General features: G+C 64.1%; 14 protein-coding genes. 9 read left to right on the top strand and 5 right to left on the bottom strand.

Annotated elements, in window-relative coordinates:
- The first annotated feature begins 70 nt into the window (after positions 1-70).
- Complete coding sequence (locus BMW89_RS07110; protein ID WP_092024083.1) at positions 71-1048, top strand: tripartite tricarboxylate transporter substrate binding protein; 978 nt, start codon at positions 71-73, stop codon at positions 1046-1048.
- A gap of 89 nt (positions 1049-1137) precedes the next feature.
- On the opposite strand, the gene BMW89_RS07105 is transcribed toward BMW89_RS07110, so the two are convergent.
- The gene (locus BMW89_RS07105) at positions 1138-1578 is read right to left on the bottom strand and encodes a GFA family protein (RefSeq protein WP_092024079.1); all 441 of its coding nucleotides are present in this window, start codon (positions 1576-1578) and stop codon (positions 1138-1140) included.
- Between the two features lie 365 nt (positions 1579-1943).
- Here BMW89_RS07105 and BMW89_RS07095 point away from each other — a divergent pair, with 365 nt between their 5' ends.
- The 6 genes from BMW89_RS07095 (at position 1944) to BMW89_RS07070 (ending at position 7383) form a co-directional block, all read left to right on the top strand.
- Complete coding sequence (locus tag BMW89_RS07095; protein WP_092024699.1) at positions 1944-2261, top strand: ArsR/SmtB family transcription factor; 318 nt, start codon at positions 1944-1946, stop codon at positions 2259-2261.
- Positions 2262-2313: 52 nt separating this feature from the next.
- Entirely contained in the window at positions 2314-3681 is a 1368-nt protein-coding gene (locus tag BMW89_RS07090; protein WP_092024077.1) for an NAD(P)-binding domain-containing protein, read from the top strand.
- Positions 3678-4865: an MFS transporter gene (locus BMW89_RS07085; protein ID WP_177195885.1), complete on the top strand. Its 1188-nt coding sequence runs from the start codon at positions 3678-3680 to the stop codon at positions 4863-4865. Before BMW89_RS07090 ends, BMW89_RS07085 begins: the two co-directional genes overlap by 4 nt.
- Positions 4866-4925: 60 nt before the next feature.
- A complete protein-coding gene (locus tag BMW89_RS07080; RefSeq protein WP_092024073.1) occupies positions 4926-6128 on the top strand; it encodes an MFS transporter in 1203 nt (400 codons plus the stop codon).
- 329 nt (positions 6129-6457) lie between these two features.
- Positions 6458-6664, top strand: a complete 207-nt coding sequence (locus BMW89_RS07075; protein ID WP_092024071.1) for a hypothetical protein — start codon at positions 6458-6460, stop codon at positions 6662-6664.
- Positions 6665-6957: 293 nt separating this feature from the next.
- Positions 6958-7383: a hypothetical protein gene (locus BMW89_RS07070; RefSeq protein WP_092024069.1), complete on the top strand. Its 426-nt coding sequence runs from the start codon at positions 6958-6960 to the stop codon at positions 7381-7383.
- Positions 7384-7696: 313 nt separating this feature from the next.
- On the opposite strand, the gene BMW89_RS07065 is transcribed toward BMW89_RS07070, so the two are convergent.
- The 4 genes from BMW89_RS07065 to BMW89_RS07050 form a co-directional block, all read right to left on the bottom strand.
- Positions 7697-9877 (bottom strand): LamG-like jellyroll fold domain-containing protein, encoded by a 2181-nt coding sequence (locus BMW89_RS07065; protein WP_092024067.1) that lies wholly within the window; start codon positions 9875-9877, stop codon positions 7697-7699.
- A gap of 638 nt (positions 9878-10515) precedes the next feature.
- Positions 10516-11100: a DUF1254 domain-containing protein gene (locus BMW89_RS07060; protein ID WP_092024065.1), complete on the bottom strand. Its 585-nt coding sequence runs from the start codon at positions 11098-11100 to the stop codon at positions 10516-10518.
- A complete protein-coding gene (locus BMW89_RS07055; RefSeq protein ID WP_092024063.1) occupies positions 11097-11675 on the bottom strand; it encodes a DUF1214 domain-containing protein in 579 nt (192 codons plus the stop codon). The genes BMW89_RS07060 and BMW89_RS07055 overlap by 4 nt, the downstream gene beginning before the upstream one ends.
- 9 nt (positions 11676-11684) lie before the next feature.
- Positions 11685-13976: a transglycosylase domain-containing protein gene (locus tag BMW89_RS07050; protein WP_092024061.1), complete on the bottom strand. Its 2292-nt coding sequence runs from the start codon at positions 13974-13976 to the stop codon at positions 11685-11687.
- 284 nt (positions 13977-14260) lie between these two features.
- Here BMW89_RS07050 and BMW89_RS07045 point away from each other — a divergent pair, with 284 nt between their 5' ends.
- Both BMW89_RS07045 and BMW89_RS07040 read left to right on the top strand, forming a co-directional pair.
- The gene (locus BMW89_RS07045; RefSeq protein WP_092024059.1) at positions 14261-14776 is read left to right on the top strand and encodes a YcgN family cysteine cluster protein; all 516 of its coding nucleotides are present in this window, start codon (positions 14261-14263) and stop codon (positions 14774-14776) included.
- 155 nt (positions 14777-14931) lie between these two features.
- Positions 14932-16512 carry an MDR family MFS transporter gene (locus BMW89_RS07040; protein WP_092024057.1) on the top strand — a complete coding sequence of 527 codons (1581 nt, stop codon included), beginning with the start codon at positions 14932-14934 and terminating at the stop codon, positions 16510-16512.
- Positions 16513-16514: the final 2 nt, after the last annotated feature.

Here is a 16514-nt window from a genome sequence, read left to right as displayed (position 1 = left end):
CGCAATCACGACTTGAACAACGCCGCTCTCGTTGCGGCCAACAAATAACAGTCAAAGGAAGGAAGCATCCATGCATCGGATGAAGCGGCTTGCTGCGGCCATTTTTCTGTTGGGCGGTTGTCTCGCGACCGGCCCTGTGTCGGCTGACACCTATCCGTCGCGCCCGATCCGCTTGCTGCACGGATTTGCCGCCGGCGGCGCCGCCGACACGCTGTCGCGCATCATCGCCGACGGGCTCTCGAAGAAGCTCGGGCAACCCATCATCGTCGAGGCCAAGCCCGGCGCCGGCGGCAACATCGCGGCGGATGCCGTCGCGAAGGCCGCGCCCGACGGCTACACGCTCGGTCTCGTCACAGGCGCCCATGCGATTTCCGCGGCGACCTACAAGAGCCTCGCCTACCAGCCCGCCGAGAGCTTTGAGATGATCTCGACGCTGGTCTACTACGCGCTCGTCATCGCCGTGCGCAGCGACCACCCCGCAAAATCGCTGGGCGAGCTCATCGCCATCGCCAAGGAGAAGCCCGGTGCGCTCAGCTTCGGATCGGTCGGTTTCGGCAGCACGCATCACCTTGCAGGCGAGCTGCTGAACGCAACGGCCGGCGTCGAGATCGTGCATGTGCCCTATCGCGGCGATTCACAGGCCATCACGGCCCTTCTTGGTGGAGAGGTCCCGGTCATCGTCGGCACGCCGGTCCTGCTCGCGGCGCAAATCCAGAGCGGCGCGATCCGCGGCCTCGCGGTGACCTCGCCGGCGCGGACCGCGCTGCTGCCCGATGTCCCCACGGTCCAGGAAGCCGGCATCAAGGACTATGACGTGCGCACCTGGGCAGGCCTGCTCGCGCCGAAGGGAACGCCGCCCGCCATCATCGCCACGCTCAATGCCGCGACTCTCGACGTGCTCAAGGACCCCGAGATCAAGCAGCGTCTGGAGACCGCCGTCGGCGGCGAAGTCCGCGGCAGCTCGCCGGCGGAGATGAAGACGCTGATCGAGACCGAGATCGTCAAATGGACCGGCGTGGTGGAGCGCGCGAAGCTCCCGAAGATCTGATTCACGGAAGTGCCGCGTCGTTCGCCGGTCATGCCGTCGACGCCATGGCACGTCGGCCGGCATCGAACCACGCTACGCTTCCAGCGCTGTCATGTTGAGGAGCTCTCGTCAGCCGGGATGAAGCGGAGGGTGCCTGCGCGGCGCGTCGGCTTGCCGGTGTCGTTGGTGTGATTGATGCCATCCATGACCGGCACCTCAGCGAAATCGAACGGGCTGACCCCGTCGAGGCAAGCCACGTTGACGGCATAGAGGGTGGTGTCGGATCGCCGCTGATGATGCGTGTAGATTCCGCAAGTCGGACAGAAGAAGTGCTGCGCCGATCCGGTGTGGAAGCGGTAGCTCGTGAGCGCCTCCTCGCCTTGCAGGAACTTGATCCCGCCCATTTCCGCCATGGCGACGACGGCGCCTCGCATGCTGCAGTAGGAGCAGGTGCAGCGGCGGATCGAATTGAAGCCGTCACTGAGCGTCACCTCGAAGCGCACCGCGCCGCAATGGCACTGCCCGGCACGAACGTTCACCTCGTCCACCATGTTGCCTGTGTCTCCTGTTCGGATCGCTTCTGCCGACGAGCCATCAAGATCCGCGCGGGCGGGCCAGTCTTTTGATGATGGCCTTGTTTAGCTGTTTTGCCCGATGTGTCAAAGGACGTGATAGAAGCCCGGTTCGCTCCCGCGAGAGCCGTTGGTGTCGTAGCGATGCGTATCCGTGCCCCAGCCGAGATGCCGCGTTGAAGTGCCGGTCATGCCGGAAGGGACGTTCCGCACCGCCCGTCCACATGATCAAGCTGACGGCGACGCGGAGCATCACGCCGTGCAAACGGATGCCTCCGACCAAATTTCGAATATTCTAGAAGTACAGATTGACGATCTGCAAGAGAAGGCGCATTGTCCTGATCATGAAGATGGTTGACGCAGCAGCGCGTTTGGAAGCTCTGGGTAATCAAACCCGGCTCCAGATCTATCGTGCCCTGGTCAGGGCAGGGCATTCGGGCATGCCCGTCGGCCGCTTGCAGGACAAGCTGAAAATCCCGGCGTCGACGCTGTCGCATCACATCAAGGCTCTGGTCGCGGTGGGGCTCGTCAGTCAGGTCCGGGAATCGACAACGCTCGTCTGTCACGCGAACTTCGATGCAATGCGCGGGTTGGTGGATTTCCTGGTGGCAGAGTGCTGTGCAGACGACGTCGGGTGCAAAGGCGCACAAACGGCGGCCTGATCTTTTTTTGGCCGATATTATTCGATGATTCTAGAAGGATGGGAGAATCCGAATGCACGATAACAAAACGGTAGCCATCATCGGGGCAGGGCCCGTCGGTCTCGCTGCGGCCGCGCACGTGCTCGAACGCGGCATGTCTCCGATCGTGCTCGAGGCCGGACCCGAAGCCGGGCACGCGGTGCGTCAGTGGCAGCATGTGCAGCTGTTCTCGCCATGGGAATACAATGTCGACAAGGCCGCCGCGCGGCTGCTCGCGCCGACGGGGTGGAATTCGCCGGAGCCTCAGTCTTATCCGACCGGCGGCGAACTGCTCGATCGATATCTCAATCCTCTCGCGACGCGAACGCGGCTGCGCGAGACAATCCGGACGTCCAGCCGCGTCACAGCCATCAGCCGTGTCGGCTTCGACAAGGCGAAGACCAAGGGGCGCGAGCATGCGCCGTTCGAAATCCGCTACCAGAACGGCAAGGGCCCCGAGGTGCTGCGCGCCGATGCGGTGATCGACGCGTCGGGATCGTGGTTCTCGCCCAATCCCGCTGGCGGCAATGGTTTGCCGGCGATCGGTGAGCGCGAGCGCGCCCACGGCATCGCCTATGGCATGGCGGATGTACGAGGCGCCGGCCGCGCCAGATATGCAGGCAAGACCGTCGCCGTGCTCGGGGCCGGTCACTCCGCCGTCGGCACGCTGATCGATCTCGTGCAGCTTGCCGACGAGGTCCCCGGCACGCAGCCCATCTGGCTGTTGCGCGGCCTCGATCCCGCGAAGGCCTTCGGCGGCGGCGCCAATGACAAGCTTGCAGCGCGCGGTGAATTGGGGTCAACCTTTGCCGCGCTCGTGGCTGCCGGGAAAATCAGGATCGAGGCCGGATTTGGTGTCACCCACCTCTCGGAGTCCGAAGGTCGCCTCAACATTTCAGCGGGTGCCTGCTGCGGTGCGCGGAGTGTGGTTGCCGACGAGTTGGTCGTCTCGACCGGCTTCCGTCCCGATCTTTCGTTTCTGTCCGAACTGCGGCTTCGGCTGGACCCGGCCATCGAGGCGCCGGTCGCGCTCGCGCCGCTGATCGATCCCAACGAGCATAGCTGCGGAACGGTCCGTCCTCACGGCGCCCGCGAACTCGCGCACGACGAGCCGGGCTTCTATCTCGCCGGCATGAAATCCTACGGCCGTGCGCCGACCTTCCTGATGATGACCGGATACGAGCAGGTCCGCTCCATCGTTGCCGATATCGCGGGCGACAAGGAGGCCGCAGCGCGGGTCGAGCTCGTGCTGCCTGAGACCGGCGTCTGCACGCTCGGGGGCGTCGAGTCCGGGGCCGCATCGGGTTGCTGCGGCGGCCCGGCGACGGAGGAGCCGTCGGCCTGCTGTGCCGCCGATCAAACGGCCAGGAAGGCGGGTAGCGCGGGGTGCGGTTGTTCATGACGCAAGTCACTGCGGACCGGGCCGCGAGTCCACTCCCTGTTGTACTCGCGCTCGGCACCGCGCAGACCGTTGCGTGGGCGTCGAGCTACTATCTTCCGGCCATCCTGGCTGCGCCGATTGCGCGCGATCTCGGTCTTGCGCCGACTTACGTATTCGGTGCGCTGTCAGGCGCGCTTGTGATCTCCGGGTTGCTCGGCCCACGCGTCGGACATGCCATCGATACGTTTGGCGGGCGGAGCCTGCTCGCCATCTCGAACCTCCTCTTTGTGACCGGCCTGCTCTTGCTGTCTGTGGCCCACGGCGTAGCGGTGCTGATCGCAGCGTGGGTGTTGCTCGGGGTTGGCATGGGCATGGGCCTCTATGAGGCGGCGTTCGCGACGTTGGCTCGCATCTATGGCGCCAATGCACGACGGACGATCACCGGGATCACGCTGATCGCCGGTTTCGCCAGCACTCTCGGCTGGCCGCTCACGAATTGGCTCGCTTCGGAGTACGGCTGGCGCCTGGCCTGCCAGGTGTGGGCCGCGATCCATATCTGTCTGGCGTTGCCGCTCAATCTCTCGCTGCCGCGCGCCGCCCCATTGGATCACGGGTCTCGACCGGGTGTGAGCCAGAGCCAGCAATCAGGCCGCCAGAGCGAGAGCTTCGCAATGGTGGTGCTTGCCTACATGCTTGCTGCGACAAGTTTTGTCAGCTCCGGAGTGTCGGCAATCTTGCCGACGATGCTCGTTGCATTCGGCACGACGCCGGCTGAAGCCCTGGTCGCGGGAGCGTTGATCGGGCCCGCGCAAGTTGGCGCCCGACTTCTGGAGGCTGGATGGCTTGGCCGATTTCATCCGCTCCTGTCGACCAGGCTGGCCATCCTCATGAATCCGCTCGGCATCATCGCGTTGATCGCAGGAGGACCCTTCCTCGCGCCGGTCTTCGCGGTGCTGTATGGCGCGGGCAACGGCATCATCACCATTGCCCGTGGCACGCTCCCATTGGCGCTGTTTGGGCCGGTGGGATTTGGCAGGCGTGTCGGCATGATCTCGCTGCCCTCGAGGGCAACAGGCGCCCTCGCGCCGCTTGCACTCGGATTGATGGTGGAACATATCGGCAGCAGTGCGCTATGGATCAGTGCGCTGGCATCGATCTCCGCCTTTTTCGCACTCCTGCTGCTTCGTGCGGATCAGACGACGTGAGGACCTAGTGGATGGGAGGAAAGCATTCGTAACCTCGGCGGTCGGTCTCTGATTGCGGTGATGTGCATCGGCCAGGTCGGCAATCTGCTGCCGCATGTGACGCTGTCCGCGAATCTCGCGCAGCATCTGATGCCGGCGTGGGGGCTCTCTGCCGCCGAAGGCGGCTTGATGGCGAGCGGCTATGCGTTTGGCTACATGCTCGCAGTGCCGGTGCTGACGACGTTGACCGACCGCATCGATGCACGGCTCGTCCTCCTCTGCGGCTCGATACTCAGCGGCCTCGCGACCGTAGCGTTCGGACTCTTTGCGCAAGGGTTCTGGTCGGCGACCGCGATCTGGTCCATTGCAGGGCTTGGATTTGCCGGCGCCTACATGCCCGGCCTGAAGGCGTTGACGGAGCGGCTTCCTCCCGGCGACTCCTCACGGGCCGTCACTCTGTACACGTCGAGCTTCTCTGTCGGCGTCGGCCTCTCGTTCCTGCTGGCGCAGATGATCGCCGACAAATGGGGATGGCGAACCGCTTTCCTCGCGACTGGCTTCGGTCCTGTCGCGATGGTCGTCGTATGTCTCTTGATCGAGGGGCGACGACCCGCGCCGAAGACCGGGCGCCTCCTGAACTTCGCGCCTGTCTTCGCCAACCGCGAGGCGCTTGGATACATCTTCGGTTACGGCGCCCATTGCTTCGAGCTCTACGGCATTCGCACTTGGCTGGTCGGGTTCTGGACCTTCGTCATCGCTCATCAAGGCGCGCCGTCGTGGTTGGGCCCCGTCGTGCTGAGCTTCTGCTTCGCGGTGATCTCGATGCCCGCCAGCATTCTCGGCAACGAGGCCGCGTTGAAATTCGGCCGCCATCGGGCGATCACGGTGGTGATGATCGCATCGGCCTGTGTTGCGCTGGTCATCGGGTTCAGTGCGACAGCCCCGGCATGGATGCTCGCGCTGCTGCTGATGATCTATGGCCTGACGGTGCCGGCCGATTCCGGCGCGTTGACGGCCGGCATGTCCGCTGCGGCCGTCTCCGAACATCGGGGCGCAACCCTGGCTTTGCATTCGACCGTCGGTTTCGGGCTGTCAGCGGTTGGAGCCTGGGGGACCGGCGCTGCGCTCGATGCCGCTGGCGGCCCGCAGAGCGCGAACGGTTGGCTGCTGGCGTTCATCGTTCTTGCGGCCGGAATTGCATTGGGACCGTTGGCGCTGCTGTGGGCGCGGATGGGCCCATATCCCAGGAAAATCTCGCCGCGCGACGGCCGGATAATGCCGTAACCCCCTCATAATATACGACAAAGCTCGCGATTTGGTGTATGGTACAGCCATCGCCGCTCCGCTCTGGGCAATTGCCGGCGACTGAGAGTCCTTGCGCTCCCGCCTTTTTTGGGAGGCTGCTGTGGACCAGGTAGTCGGCGAACCCGTTCGCATCGTGACCGGCCTTCGATGTGAACAATACGGCGGACAGCCGCGCCTTGCGCACCAAATGTAGATTCTCGCAAGAACAAGACCGTGTGGTGATCCCTTCCGTTTGACCATGCCGCTGTCCTGACAGGACACAACGACCGACCCCACGCCAAAGCAACTGCGAATTTCGAGGTAGACACATGTCGTACGCCTACAAGCTAAATGAAGACGTCCGCCACCAGGCCCAAGGCCCACAAGGGCGTGAGGCAACCGATCAGCCCATGATTTACACCGTCATCCGGCATATGCCGATTGAGGCCGATGGCCGTATTCGTTACCGCATCAAGTGCAAGTCGGACAAAGTTGAGCGAGTGGTTACGGAAGATCAGCTTTCGTATTCGCAGTGATCCGCTTGATGTGTCCCGCTTGTCCTGGGAGACGATAGCGATCCTCTGATCATGGCAACCTCCGTACCGACATAAAAAACCCGCGACGGATTTCTCCGCGCGGGTGTTGCAATTTCTCGATGCTGCCATTCTGCCAGTGTTTTGCCCGACGGCAAAGTCCAGCGGACGCGGTCTGGAGGATTCGCATTGCTGTCCGGTTTTCCACAACGCGAGGGGTAGTGGCGTTTTGCCGTTCCAGCCCACGACGGATCGATAATTTGCCAACCACGGCCCATGCCGTGTTGATGTCAGCCATGGGCACCAAATCACGCGAGGTCATCTGGGGCGGCCGGATCATGGGCGCGGAGATTTCCGCGAAGCATGCCCGCGAGGAGGCGAAGAGGGCCGTTCGTGAAGCTGATCGGGCCGAAGCCGAAGCTTGGTCGGTCCGCATGGAAGGCTACGGTGGCCCCTCGCAGCCGTCGCCGACGATCGCTCAATGCCTCAACGGCGGCATGGGCTGGCTTGAGGTCGAGTGCAACAGGTGCAAGGCGCGTGCGAGCCTGCCGCTCGATGCGATCCGCCGGCCGCGCGATACGCCGATCTGGAAGCTGGAAGCCTCGCTCAAGTGCCGGTCATGCCGGAAGGGACGCTCCGCACCGCCCGTCCACATGATCAAGCTGACCGCGACGCAAGGCATCACGCCCTACAAATGGGTGCATCCGACCGAAGAGCGTTAGGAATGGTGAAATCGTCGAAGCGCCGCAAGGGGTGTTTCCCAAACCCGCGATGACCGTTTCGCAACATCCGACGGCTTCATGGCATCTCTGGGAATGGATGAGAAAATAGCTTCTAGGCGATGTCGAAACGCCCCGTGTCTCAGCGGCGGTCTTCACCTCCGATGCCCAGCCGCGCATTGAACGAGCGGCCCTGTCCCTTGACGTTGCAGCCGTAAGCAGCGGAAGACAACCGGGGTGGTGAGCCCCGATTGCTGCTATCGGACATCACGCATGGCAGCGGTGTCGGCGCGATGGATGCCGGAACGCATCGGCCTCACTTCCACCAGGTTGCGCCGTTCGCGAGCATGGCGTCGTGATGGTGCCCGCTGGAGTCTCTTGCCACCGCGCCGTCGCCCTCATTGAGCAGCCAGCGCGCAACCAGCGCGCCCGCGTTCGGGTGCCCGTCGAGCGAGGACTTGCCGCTCCAGGCAGCGATCGTCTCCGGCGGCAACGCCTGGTTCCAGATACGAACATCGGCGAGACGGCCGCCATAGGCCCGGTCGAGAAACCCTTTGAGGAATTCGCGGCCGATCAGAACCGGGGTCGGGCCGTCCGCGATGCCCTGCGAATCCGGCCACTCCTGGCGGCCGACTTCGACGCCATTGACATAGGTGGTTGATCGCCGTCCGTCATAGGTTGCCGACACCGCCGTCCAGACGTTGGCCGGGATCGCCGCCGACGCCCTCGCGCCCGCCCGGTTGCCCGGATCGGACACCGCGATGCCGAGCATCGGCTTGCCGTCGTCGAGCGCGAGCGCGTAGCCGGTCACTGGGATGTAGGGAAAGCCCGGGCCAGTGATATCGCGCATTGGCTTGCTGACCAGACCGAGATAACCGGGTGATCCGTCCCAATAGACCATGGCTTCGAGCGTCACCTGGGAGCCCACGCGCAAGTCCGTCGCGTCGGCGACCCGCGCGTAGGAGCCCGATCCGTCCTTCTGGCCATTGAACTTGAGCGATACGGCGGGAAGCGGCGACGGCTTTGTGAAGATCCATGCGGCGCCGTCATTGTTGTGATAGCAGGGAGCGCCGGAGATCGCTGTGCCGCCGTTGGCCGACAGGGCGACCGCATGGCCCTGCGTACCGTCCCCGTGCTCCGGCAAATTGCCGAGGCGCGACCATGTCTGATCGCCGTTTCGGGAATACAGGCTCACCCAGCCGGCGGGAACGACCCCGCCGTTGCGCCCTGCGACATACCTATCATCTCCGATGATGGCCGTGCTGCCGTCGCGCGACAGGCCCACCGCGAAGCCTCGGTCGATCGTCTGTCGCTGGCTCCACGTCGCGTTGGTGCGTACGAATATCGCGCCCATGGCCGGTGCCGGACTGAGGCCGCTCACGAGCGCCGTGTTTCCGTCTCCCGAGAGCGCAATGGCGCTCGCGAAGAAGGGGTTTTGCGTATTTTCGGACGGACCCGTCAGCTTGCCGCCCTGCTGCACCCATGACGTGCCGTTGCGGGCGAAGACCCACGCCGCCCCTTTGCCGTTGTTGTCCCAAGGTCCGCCCATCATGGCGGTGTTGCCGTCAGCGGATATCGCAACCGCGGAGCCTTGCCTGACCACGCCCATTGGACTCGAAACGGCACCCGTGCCCAGCAGCTTGCCTCCCTGAGGGGCCCACACACCGCTGCTCCGGACAAATATCCAGGCGCCTCCGTCCTGAAGCTCGCCCGAGCGGAGATAGCCGTCGCCGATGATCGCCGTATTGCCGTCGGCCGAAACCGATACCGACATTCCGAAGTGTCCATATTTGTTGTCGTCGGAGATCGGAGGCCGGACCAGTTTGTCGCCCTGCTGAATCCAGCCGCCGCCGTTGCGGACGAAGACCCACACGGCGCCCGTGCCGTGGACGTCAGCCGGGCCACCGACGAGCGCGGTGTTACCGTCGGCCGACAGCGCAACCGAATAGCCCTGGTCGACGCCGCCTTGTGCGTTGGAGCCGACCAGTTTCGCTCCTTGCTGGACCCACTGGCCGTTGCTGCGGGCAAATATCCAGGCGGCTCCGACGCTGGAGGATGGATTCCCGCTATCGTCACATCGTTGCGGGGCTCCGAGCAACGCCGTGTTGCCATCGGCTGAAAGCGAGACCGAATAGCCGAGGCCGTAGCCTGCGGAATCCGAGGCGACGAGTTTCGCCTGCTGGGTGTAAGTCTGGGCAAGCGCGCCCGCCGGACACGCCGCAAGCAAAACGATCATCAACGCGGGCAATGGCGCAAATGGCCGACGATAAATCCTGTTGCTCATGAAACACCTCTGGAAAGCAGTAATGAATTCGCGATTATGAACTGTGCCGGTACCGCCCCAACGAGCACGGCTGGCGTCAGGGATGTGCCCGGCTGCTCGGATGGATGCTGGGCAGATACGACAGTCGCTTCGTAACACAGGTTGTTCGATATAAAAATGCTCGTCTTGCGTTTTCATCTCGGCGAGATCGATGACGCCTGTCGCGTCGACCATCCCGGTTTCTCTAAGGCTTCATTCGCAGCCGTGTAACGGCCTGTTGCGGATGAAGCAGCGAGGTGACTCGTCGGGTTCATCACCCCCAGGGCGGCAAATCGTTTCGTACTGAATGATCGCGCTTCTCACTTCATCCGTCGTCGTTAGCAGGAAGACACGCACATCATCGATCGAAAACGAGGACCCCGCACGGCATTTTTTGGAAAACTTTGCGCAGATATGATCTGGGCGCGGCACCTGATTCAGCCGAACCGGCAAGAGCCTGATGAACGCAGTCGATAACGCTGCCATGAGCCCAGGGCGAATATTAGCCCAGCAGCCACAGCTGCTTTCTCCAGAACAAACATCGCCGCATGAAACACGCGCGATCCTCTCATCGCGACGTTCTGTGCTCAGACATGAAAAAACCCGCGGCGGATTGCTCCGCGCGGGTGTGAACGAAATTTTCGATGATGCAAGTATGCCAGTGTTTTGCCCGACGTGTCAAAGCGCAATATCGCGGCTCTCCGGCGAGTCTGCACTCGTCCCAGAGGCATGTTGGGCGCAGACTCAAAACAGCCAATGATTTCAACACCCCCGCTACTGTGTATGGGGTTGTTTTTTCAGTTTTTGTTTTGAGCGCGCCTGACCGCTCAGCTTCAGCGCCGTCCGCGCGGCGCCTCGGCCTTGGCCGGCGCCTCGGTCTGCGGTCCGCAGCTCGCAGCTGCAAGCGTTGCCTGCGCCTGCGGCATCAGGCCGGGTTCGGCGGCCAGCGCCTTCATCACAATCAGGCCGGTGGTCGCAGGGGAATCGATGATCAGGCGGTCGGCCGCGGTGACCTCTTCGTCCTCGGGCAGCTCGTTGTGCTGCGGCTCGGTCATCAAATCGAGCTCGATCACCTTCTTGCCCGCGGAGCGGTCGTTGATCGCGTAATAGGCGATCTCGTTGCGGGTGTAGAACGACACCGACGTATAGGCCTGGCTCACCGGCACCGTCAGCTTGATCGGTCCGTTCGAGAGATCGTAGCGGCAGATCGCCAGCGCAAAGGCCGGGTCCATGAACGGCATCGGCGAGGTGTTGGGATCGGCGAGGGGAAGTTGGGTCACCCCGTTGAGCTTGGTCATCGGCGTCAGCCGCGAATAGGCATCCTGCGTCGCGATCCGCGGCAGCGCCAGCACGCTGACGAGATGGACCACGAGGCCCAGCACCACGCCGGCGACGATGGTGAACAGCAGCCGGATCATGAGCAGCCCACCGTCTTGATGGTGGGCATCGGTGCATCGCGCTGGGTGCGCGTGGCAACGCCGACAGGGGTGTCGTAGAGGCGCAGCATCAGCGCATAGCGCTCGATGCCGCCGGTCGGCAGCCAGTTGCCGGCGCGCGAGCGCGAGGCGATGCGGATCTCGAACGTGCCGTCGGATTGCCGCACGATCTCCTGGCTGGTGAAGCCGTAGCGGGCAAGCGAATTGGCGACGAGGTGGCCCTTGCGGTCGTACAGCGTCAGCGTCCAGAACCGCGCCGGCGGCGTCACGCCGGAGACGATCACGTCGCAGCGGCCGTCGAGCGCCTTCTTCTTCTCGTCCGCGGTCGCGGTGAAGGCGACGCCGTCACCGGTGCCGATCGGCAGCTCGCCATTGCGCACGATGGTGGCGCGCGAATAGGGATCGACGTCGGCGGTGCCGGTGCGCGGCCGTGCGGTCCAGGGGCCGATGGTCAGCGCGCCGATCTCGGTGCCGCGCGTCGTCGTCACCCAGGTCGCGCCGACGCCGACCACGCTCGCGAGCAGAAGGGCCGTCAATGTGATCAGGATCAGCCGCACGGGTTTCGATCAGTTCTTGCGCGGGGTGGATGAGTTCGCATTTTCTTCCGCCGCATAATTCTGCGGGAAGGCGAGCGCGCTGGTCGCCGAGGCCGGCTTGGCGTTCTTGCCGTCGTCGGCCGCCGCCTTGGTCGCGGTCCTGGCGGCGTCATCGAGCAGCTTCTCGACCCGCACCAGAATGTCGGCGCCGCGCTTGGTCAGCACTGGCGGCGGACCGGGCTTGGTCTCCAGCACTTTTGGTGCCGCATTCGCCTGCGCGTTGGCCACTCGCTCCGGTGGCAGCTTCTGGCCCATGCCGATGCCGGGAATCTCGCGGACCTCGACGCCCTGATGTGCCGTGACCATGATGTCGTGCCAGGTCTGCGCCGGCAGCGAACCGCCGGTCATGCGGTTGGTCGGCGAGTAGTCGTCATTGCCGTACCAGACCGCGCAGGTGAAATTGCCGGTGTAGCCGACGAACCAGGCGTCGCGATAAGCATTCGTGGTGCCGGTCTTGCCCGCGGTTGGAATACCGTCGAGCGCGGCGCGGCGCGCGGTGCCTTCGCTGACGACGTGACTCATCATGCCTGCCATGTCGGCGGCGATGTTCGGCGGAATGGCCTGCTTCGGCTTCGGACCGTCGCGGTCCCAGCGCCAGACCAGATCGCCTGCGCCAGTGCGCACCTCCAGCACCGAATGCGGCGTCACCGACTTGCCGCGGTTCGGGAAGGTCGCATAGGCAACCGCGTGCTCGATCACGCTGACTTCGTCCGAGCCGATCGGCAGCGACGGGGTGTCGGGCAGCGGCGCCTTGAGGCCGAAGCGGCGGGCGACCTCGACGATCTTGGCGCGGCCGACCTTGGCGGGGTTCTGCGCTTTGGGCTCGTTCTTCTGGCCGATCGCAATCGACAGTTTCACCGGCACGACGTTGATCGAGCGCGTGATCGCCTGCGTCAGCGTCACCGCGCCGGAATAGGAATGGCCATAATTCTGCGGACACCAATTGCCGATGCAGACCGGGCCGTCGACCACGATCGAGTTCGGCGTGAACCCGTTCAGGAGTGCCGTGGTGTAGACGTAAGGCTTGAACGACGAGCCGGGCTGGCGATAGGCGTCGACCGCGCGGTTGAACTGGCTTGCGCCGTAGTCGCGGCCGCCGACCATGGCGCGGATGCCGCCGTCGAGATCGGAGACGACGGTCGCGGCCTGGGTCGCATGATAGTCGCGGCCGAACTGGCGCAGCTGGTTCTCGATCGCGTCTTCCGCGGCCTTCTGCACATTGGCGTCGATCGCAAGCCGAACGACGAACACGCGCTCGGTGTACGATTTCGGGAAGGTGTCGACCAGCTTGCGCATCTCGTCGAAGGCGTAGTCGAGATAATAGTTCGGCGAAGCCTCGTCGCGGCGATCGACGGCGAAGGCGGGGTTTCGGCGGGCGCCGAACACCTGGCCATCGGTCATGAAGCCGGCATCGACGAGGTTGTCGAGCACGACGTTGGCGCGGGCGCGCGCCGCGGGCAGGTTGATGTGCGGTGCGTATTTCGTCGGCGCCTTGAACAGGCCGGCGAGCATCGCCGCTTCCGACAGCGTCACGTCGCGCGCGGATTTGTTGAAGTAGAAATGCGCGGCGCCGTCGACGCCGAAGGTGCCGCCGCCCATATAGGCGCGGTCCAGATAGAGCTTGAGGATCTCGTTCTTGGTCAGGCGCCATTCCAGCCAGACCGCGAGGAAGGCCTCGTTGACCTTGCGCTCGATGGTGCGCTCGTTGCTTAGAAACAGGTTCTTGGCGAGCTGCTGGGTGATCGAGGAGCCGCCCTGGCGGACGCCGCCGGCTTGCGCGTTGGTGACGAGCGCGCGTGCGGTGCCGGCGATGTCGATGCCGAAATGCTCGTAGAAGCGGCGGTCTTCGGTGGCGAGCGTCGCCTTGATCAGGACGTCAGGAAAATCTTCCAGCGGAATGGAGTCGTTATGCTTGATGCCGCGGCTGCCGATCGGGTTGCCGTAGCGGTCGAGGAAGCTCACGGCGAGATCGGACTTCTTCAGCCAGTCCTCGTCCGCGGTCTCGCGGAAGGCGGGGATGGCGAGCGTCAGCATCAGCACCAGGCCGCCGAGCCCGAGCGTTGCAGCCTCCGACAGCGGCTCGATGAACACCCAGCGCTTCCAGCGCCCGACATAGAACCGGTCCATGAAGGTCGAATAGCGCTCGTAGAGCTCGCGGATGCCCTTGGCCGAGGAGAACAGCGAGGAGTCGATGCGCGCGTCGAGGTCCAGAAAGAAATTCCGGATTCGGCTCTTCCAGTTGGATGGTGTGTTCTGGACCACCTAGAACCCTTGAGGCTTGCTTCGACAGCGTTCAAGCACCCGGCTGGGGCGGCATCGAGACGTCTTGCGGGAGTGTTGCGGCAAACCCAAGGCGCCCGGTTCGCGTCCGAGGGGGACTCTGTGTTCCTTCTAGCCGAGCGGGGGCTATAAACCAATGGTCAGGCTTGGGATTTTGAACAACAGGACTAATTGAACCCCGGTTCATTACGGGCCACACGGGAGCGTTGCTTGCAGCATCATGGTCCCACGCCCTAGATGGCACTTTCGAACCTTTGTTGAGGCGCATGACCGCAGCTCCCAAACGACCTTCAGGCCAGGAAGGATTCTTCTGGAAAACCAAGACGTTGGAAGAGCTGTCGGAGGGCGAGTGGGAAAGCCTGTGCGACGGCTGCGGCCGCTGCTGCCTGAACAAGCTCGAGGAGGAAGATACCGGCGAGATCTATTACACCCATGTCGGCTGCAAGCTGCTCGATGGGGCGACCTGCGGCTGCAAGGACTACCCGAATCGTTCCGCCCAGGTTCCAGACTGCGTCCGCCTGACCCCGGCCAATGTCCGTACCCTGAACTGGCTGCCGCCGAGCTGCGGCTACAAGCTCGTGGCCGAGGGCCGCGACCTCTATTGGTGGCATCCGCTGGTCTCCGGCGATCCCAATACCGTTCATGAGGCCGGCGTCTCCGTGCGCGGGCGGGTCGAGGGCAGCGAGGTTGAGATCCCGGACGACGAGCTTGAGAACCACATCGTGCAATGGCCGGCACAGCTGCCGAAACGGGCACGCCTGAAGCGACGCCCGAAGGACTGATCCGCCTTCGGATTTTGATCACGTCTGCGGGATGACCCGGCGGTGGGATGCTCCCATGCGCCGCGGTGCCTGCCTGAGAAGAACTTTGCTGTCTACATTGGCTGCATAGAACGAATCTTTCGCGGCATTGCGCCGCCTCACGGCTTCCGATCGAGATGAACAAGTTCGAACGGCAGAACAGTTCTGCCGACATCCAAATGTTGCCCGACGATATCGCCGAAGAGCTGTCCCGCCTTCCGAGCGAGGTCTTGAGCGTCGATGACGCTCCTTCGATCGCGCCGCCGGCGCCGCTCTCCCAAGATGAGGTCCGCACCATCGTCATCAGCCTGATGCTGACGATGTTCCTGGCAGCCCTCGACCAGACCATCGTGGCGACCGCGCTACCGACCATCGGACGCCAGTTCCAGGACGTCTCGAACCTGTCCTGGGTGATCACCGCCTATCTGCTCGCCTCGACCGCGGTGGCGCCGGTGTTCGGCACACTCAGCGACATCTATGGCCGCAAGGTCATGATCATCGTGTCATTGAGTCTGTTCATTGCGGGCTCGGTGTTGTGCGCGATCGCGCCGAGCCTGCCGATGCTGATCCTGGCGCGCGGCCTCCAGGGCCTTGGTGGCGGCGGCATCATGCCGGTCGTGCAGACTGTGATCTCCGACGTGGTGTCACCGCGGGAGCGTGGCCAGTACCAGGCTTATTTCTCCAGTGTCTGGATGGTTGGCGGCATCCTTGGTCCCGTCATCGGCGGCGTGTTCGCCGAGCATCTGCACTGGTCGATGATCTTCTGGATCAACCTGCCGCTCGCAGCCGCAGCGCTCGTGATGCTGTTGCCGAAGATGAAGAAGATCCCGGTGTTCCACCGCAAGCGCAAGGTAGACTGGCTCGGCGGCGTGCTGCTGATGGCCTCCGCCGTCGTCTTCATGCTGGTGCTGACCTGGGGCGGCACGCGCTTTCCATGGCTCTCGCCGACCGTTCTTGCGATGGTCGGCGGCGCGGTCGCGCTCGCAGTCACCTTCGTGTGGCACGCGCGCCGCTCGGACGAGCCGTTCCTGCCGCTGCCGCTGCTCAGCGGATCGGTCGCGCCTTTCGCGCTGTTGGCCGGCGGTTGCGGGCTTGGTGCGATCACGGGCCTCACCGTCCAGCTGCCGCTCTATTACGAGGCGGTCTACCACCTCAGCGCCAGCGAGGCGGGGCTTGCGCTGATTCCGCTCGCGGCGGTCTCGACCGTGGGTGCGGCCATCGCCGGCCGTACCATGGCGCGTGCCAAACATTACAAGCGTGTCGCGATCATCGGCACGTCCTGGGCTGCGCTGTGTGCGCTCGGCCTCACGCTGACGACCTTGCCGCTATGGGCCCTGCTGTCGCTGATGGCCGCGTTCGCACTCGGTCTCGGCACGACCTTTCCGGTTTGCGTGGTCTCGCTGCAAAATTCGGTCGCCCGTCCGCTGGTCGGCACCATCACCGGCGCGATGAACTTCTTCCGCTCGCTGATGTCCTCGTTCACGGTCGCGGCCTTCGCCGCCATCCTGCTGATTGCGCTCGGCGCCGACGTTCCGCTTGCCGGCGAGCACCATGGTGCGATCAACGCGATCCCCGCCGACGACATGCGGCACGCGTTCCGCTACGTCTTCGGCGCGGCTACGGCGCTGATGACCACCGCCTCGCTCTGCCTGATCATGATGGAGGAGCGGCCGCTGGCCGGTCCCACCGTCACGCAGCAGGTGGAGATGGCGGAGTAGGG

The sequence above is a fragment of the Bradyrhizobium sp. OK095 genome (assembly GCF_900109945.1).
In the GTDB taxonomy this organism is placed as follows: Bacteria; Pseudomonadota; Alphaproteobacteria; order Rhizobiales; family Xanthobacteraceae; genus Bradyrhizobium.
Note: the sequence above shows the minus strand (reverse complement) of the source record. Positions and strands in the feature narration are given on the sequence as shown.

Coding starts and splice junctions, on each gene's coding strand:
- BMW89_RS07105 (WP_092024079.1), bottom strand. CDS start 1,578: ATGGTGGACGAGGTGAACGTTCGTGCCGGGCAGTGCCATTGCGGCGCG.
- BMW89_RS07080 (WP_092024073.1), top strand. CDS start 4,926: ATGTGCATCGGCCAGGTCGGCAATCTGCTGCCGCATGTGACGCTGTCC.
- BMW89_RS07045 (WP_092024059.1), top strand. CDS start 14,261: ATGACCGCAGCTCCCAAACGACCTTCAGGCCAGGAAGGATTCTTCTGG.
- BMW89_RS07070 (WP_092024069.1), top strand. CDS start 6,958: ATGGGCACCAAATCACGCGAGGTCATCTGGGGCGGCCGGATCATGGGC.
- BMW89_RS07040 (WP_092024057.1), top strand. CDS start 14,932: ATGAACAAGTTCGAACGGCAGAACAGTTCTGCCGACATCCAAATGTTG.
- BMW89_RS07095 (WP_092024699.1), top strand. CDS start 1,944: ATGAAGATGGTTGACGCAGCAGCGCGTTTGGAAGCTCTGGGTAATCAA.
- BMW89_RS07065 (WP_092024067.1), bottom strand. CDS start 9,877: ATGGTCGACGCGACAGGCGTCATCGATCTCGCCGAGATGAAAACGCAA.
- BMW89_RS07085 (WP_177195885.1), top strand. CDS start 3,678: ATGACGCAAGTCACTGCGGACCGGGCCGCGAGTCCACTCCCTGTTGTA.
- BMW89_RS07075 (WP_092024071.1), top strand. CDS start 6,458: ATGTCGTACGCCTACAAGCTAAATGAAGACGTCCGCCACCAGGCCCAA.
- BMW89_RS07110 (WP_092024083.1), top strand. CDS start 71: ATGCATCGGATGAAGCGGCTTGCTGCGGCCATTTTTCTGTTGGGCGGT.
- BMW89_RS07060 (WP_092024065.1), bottom strand. CDS start 11,100: ATGATCCGGCTGCTGTTCACCATCGTCGCCGGCGTGGTGCTGGGCCTC.
- BMW89_RS07090 (WP_092024077.1), top strand. CDS start 2,314: ATGCACGATAACAAAACGGTAGCCATCATCGGGGCAGGGCCCGTCGGT.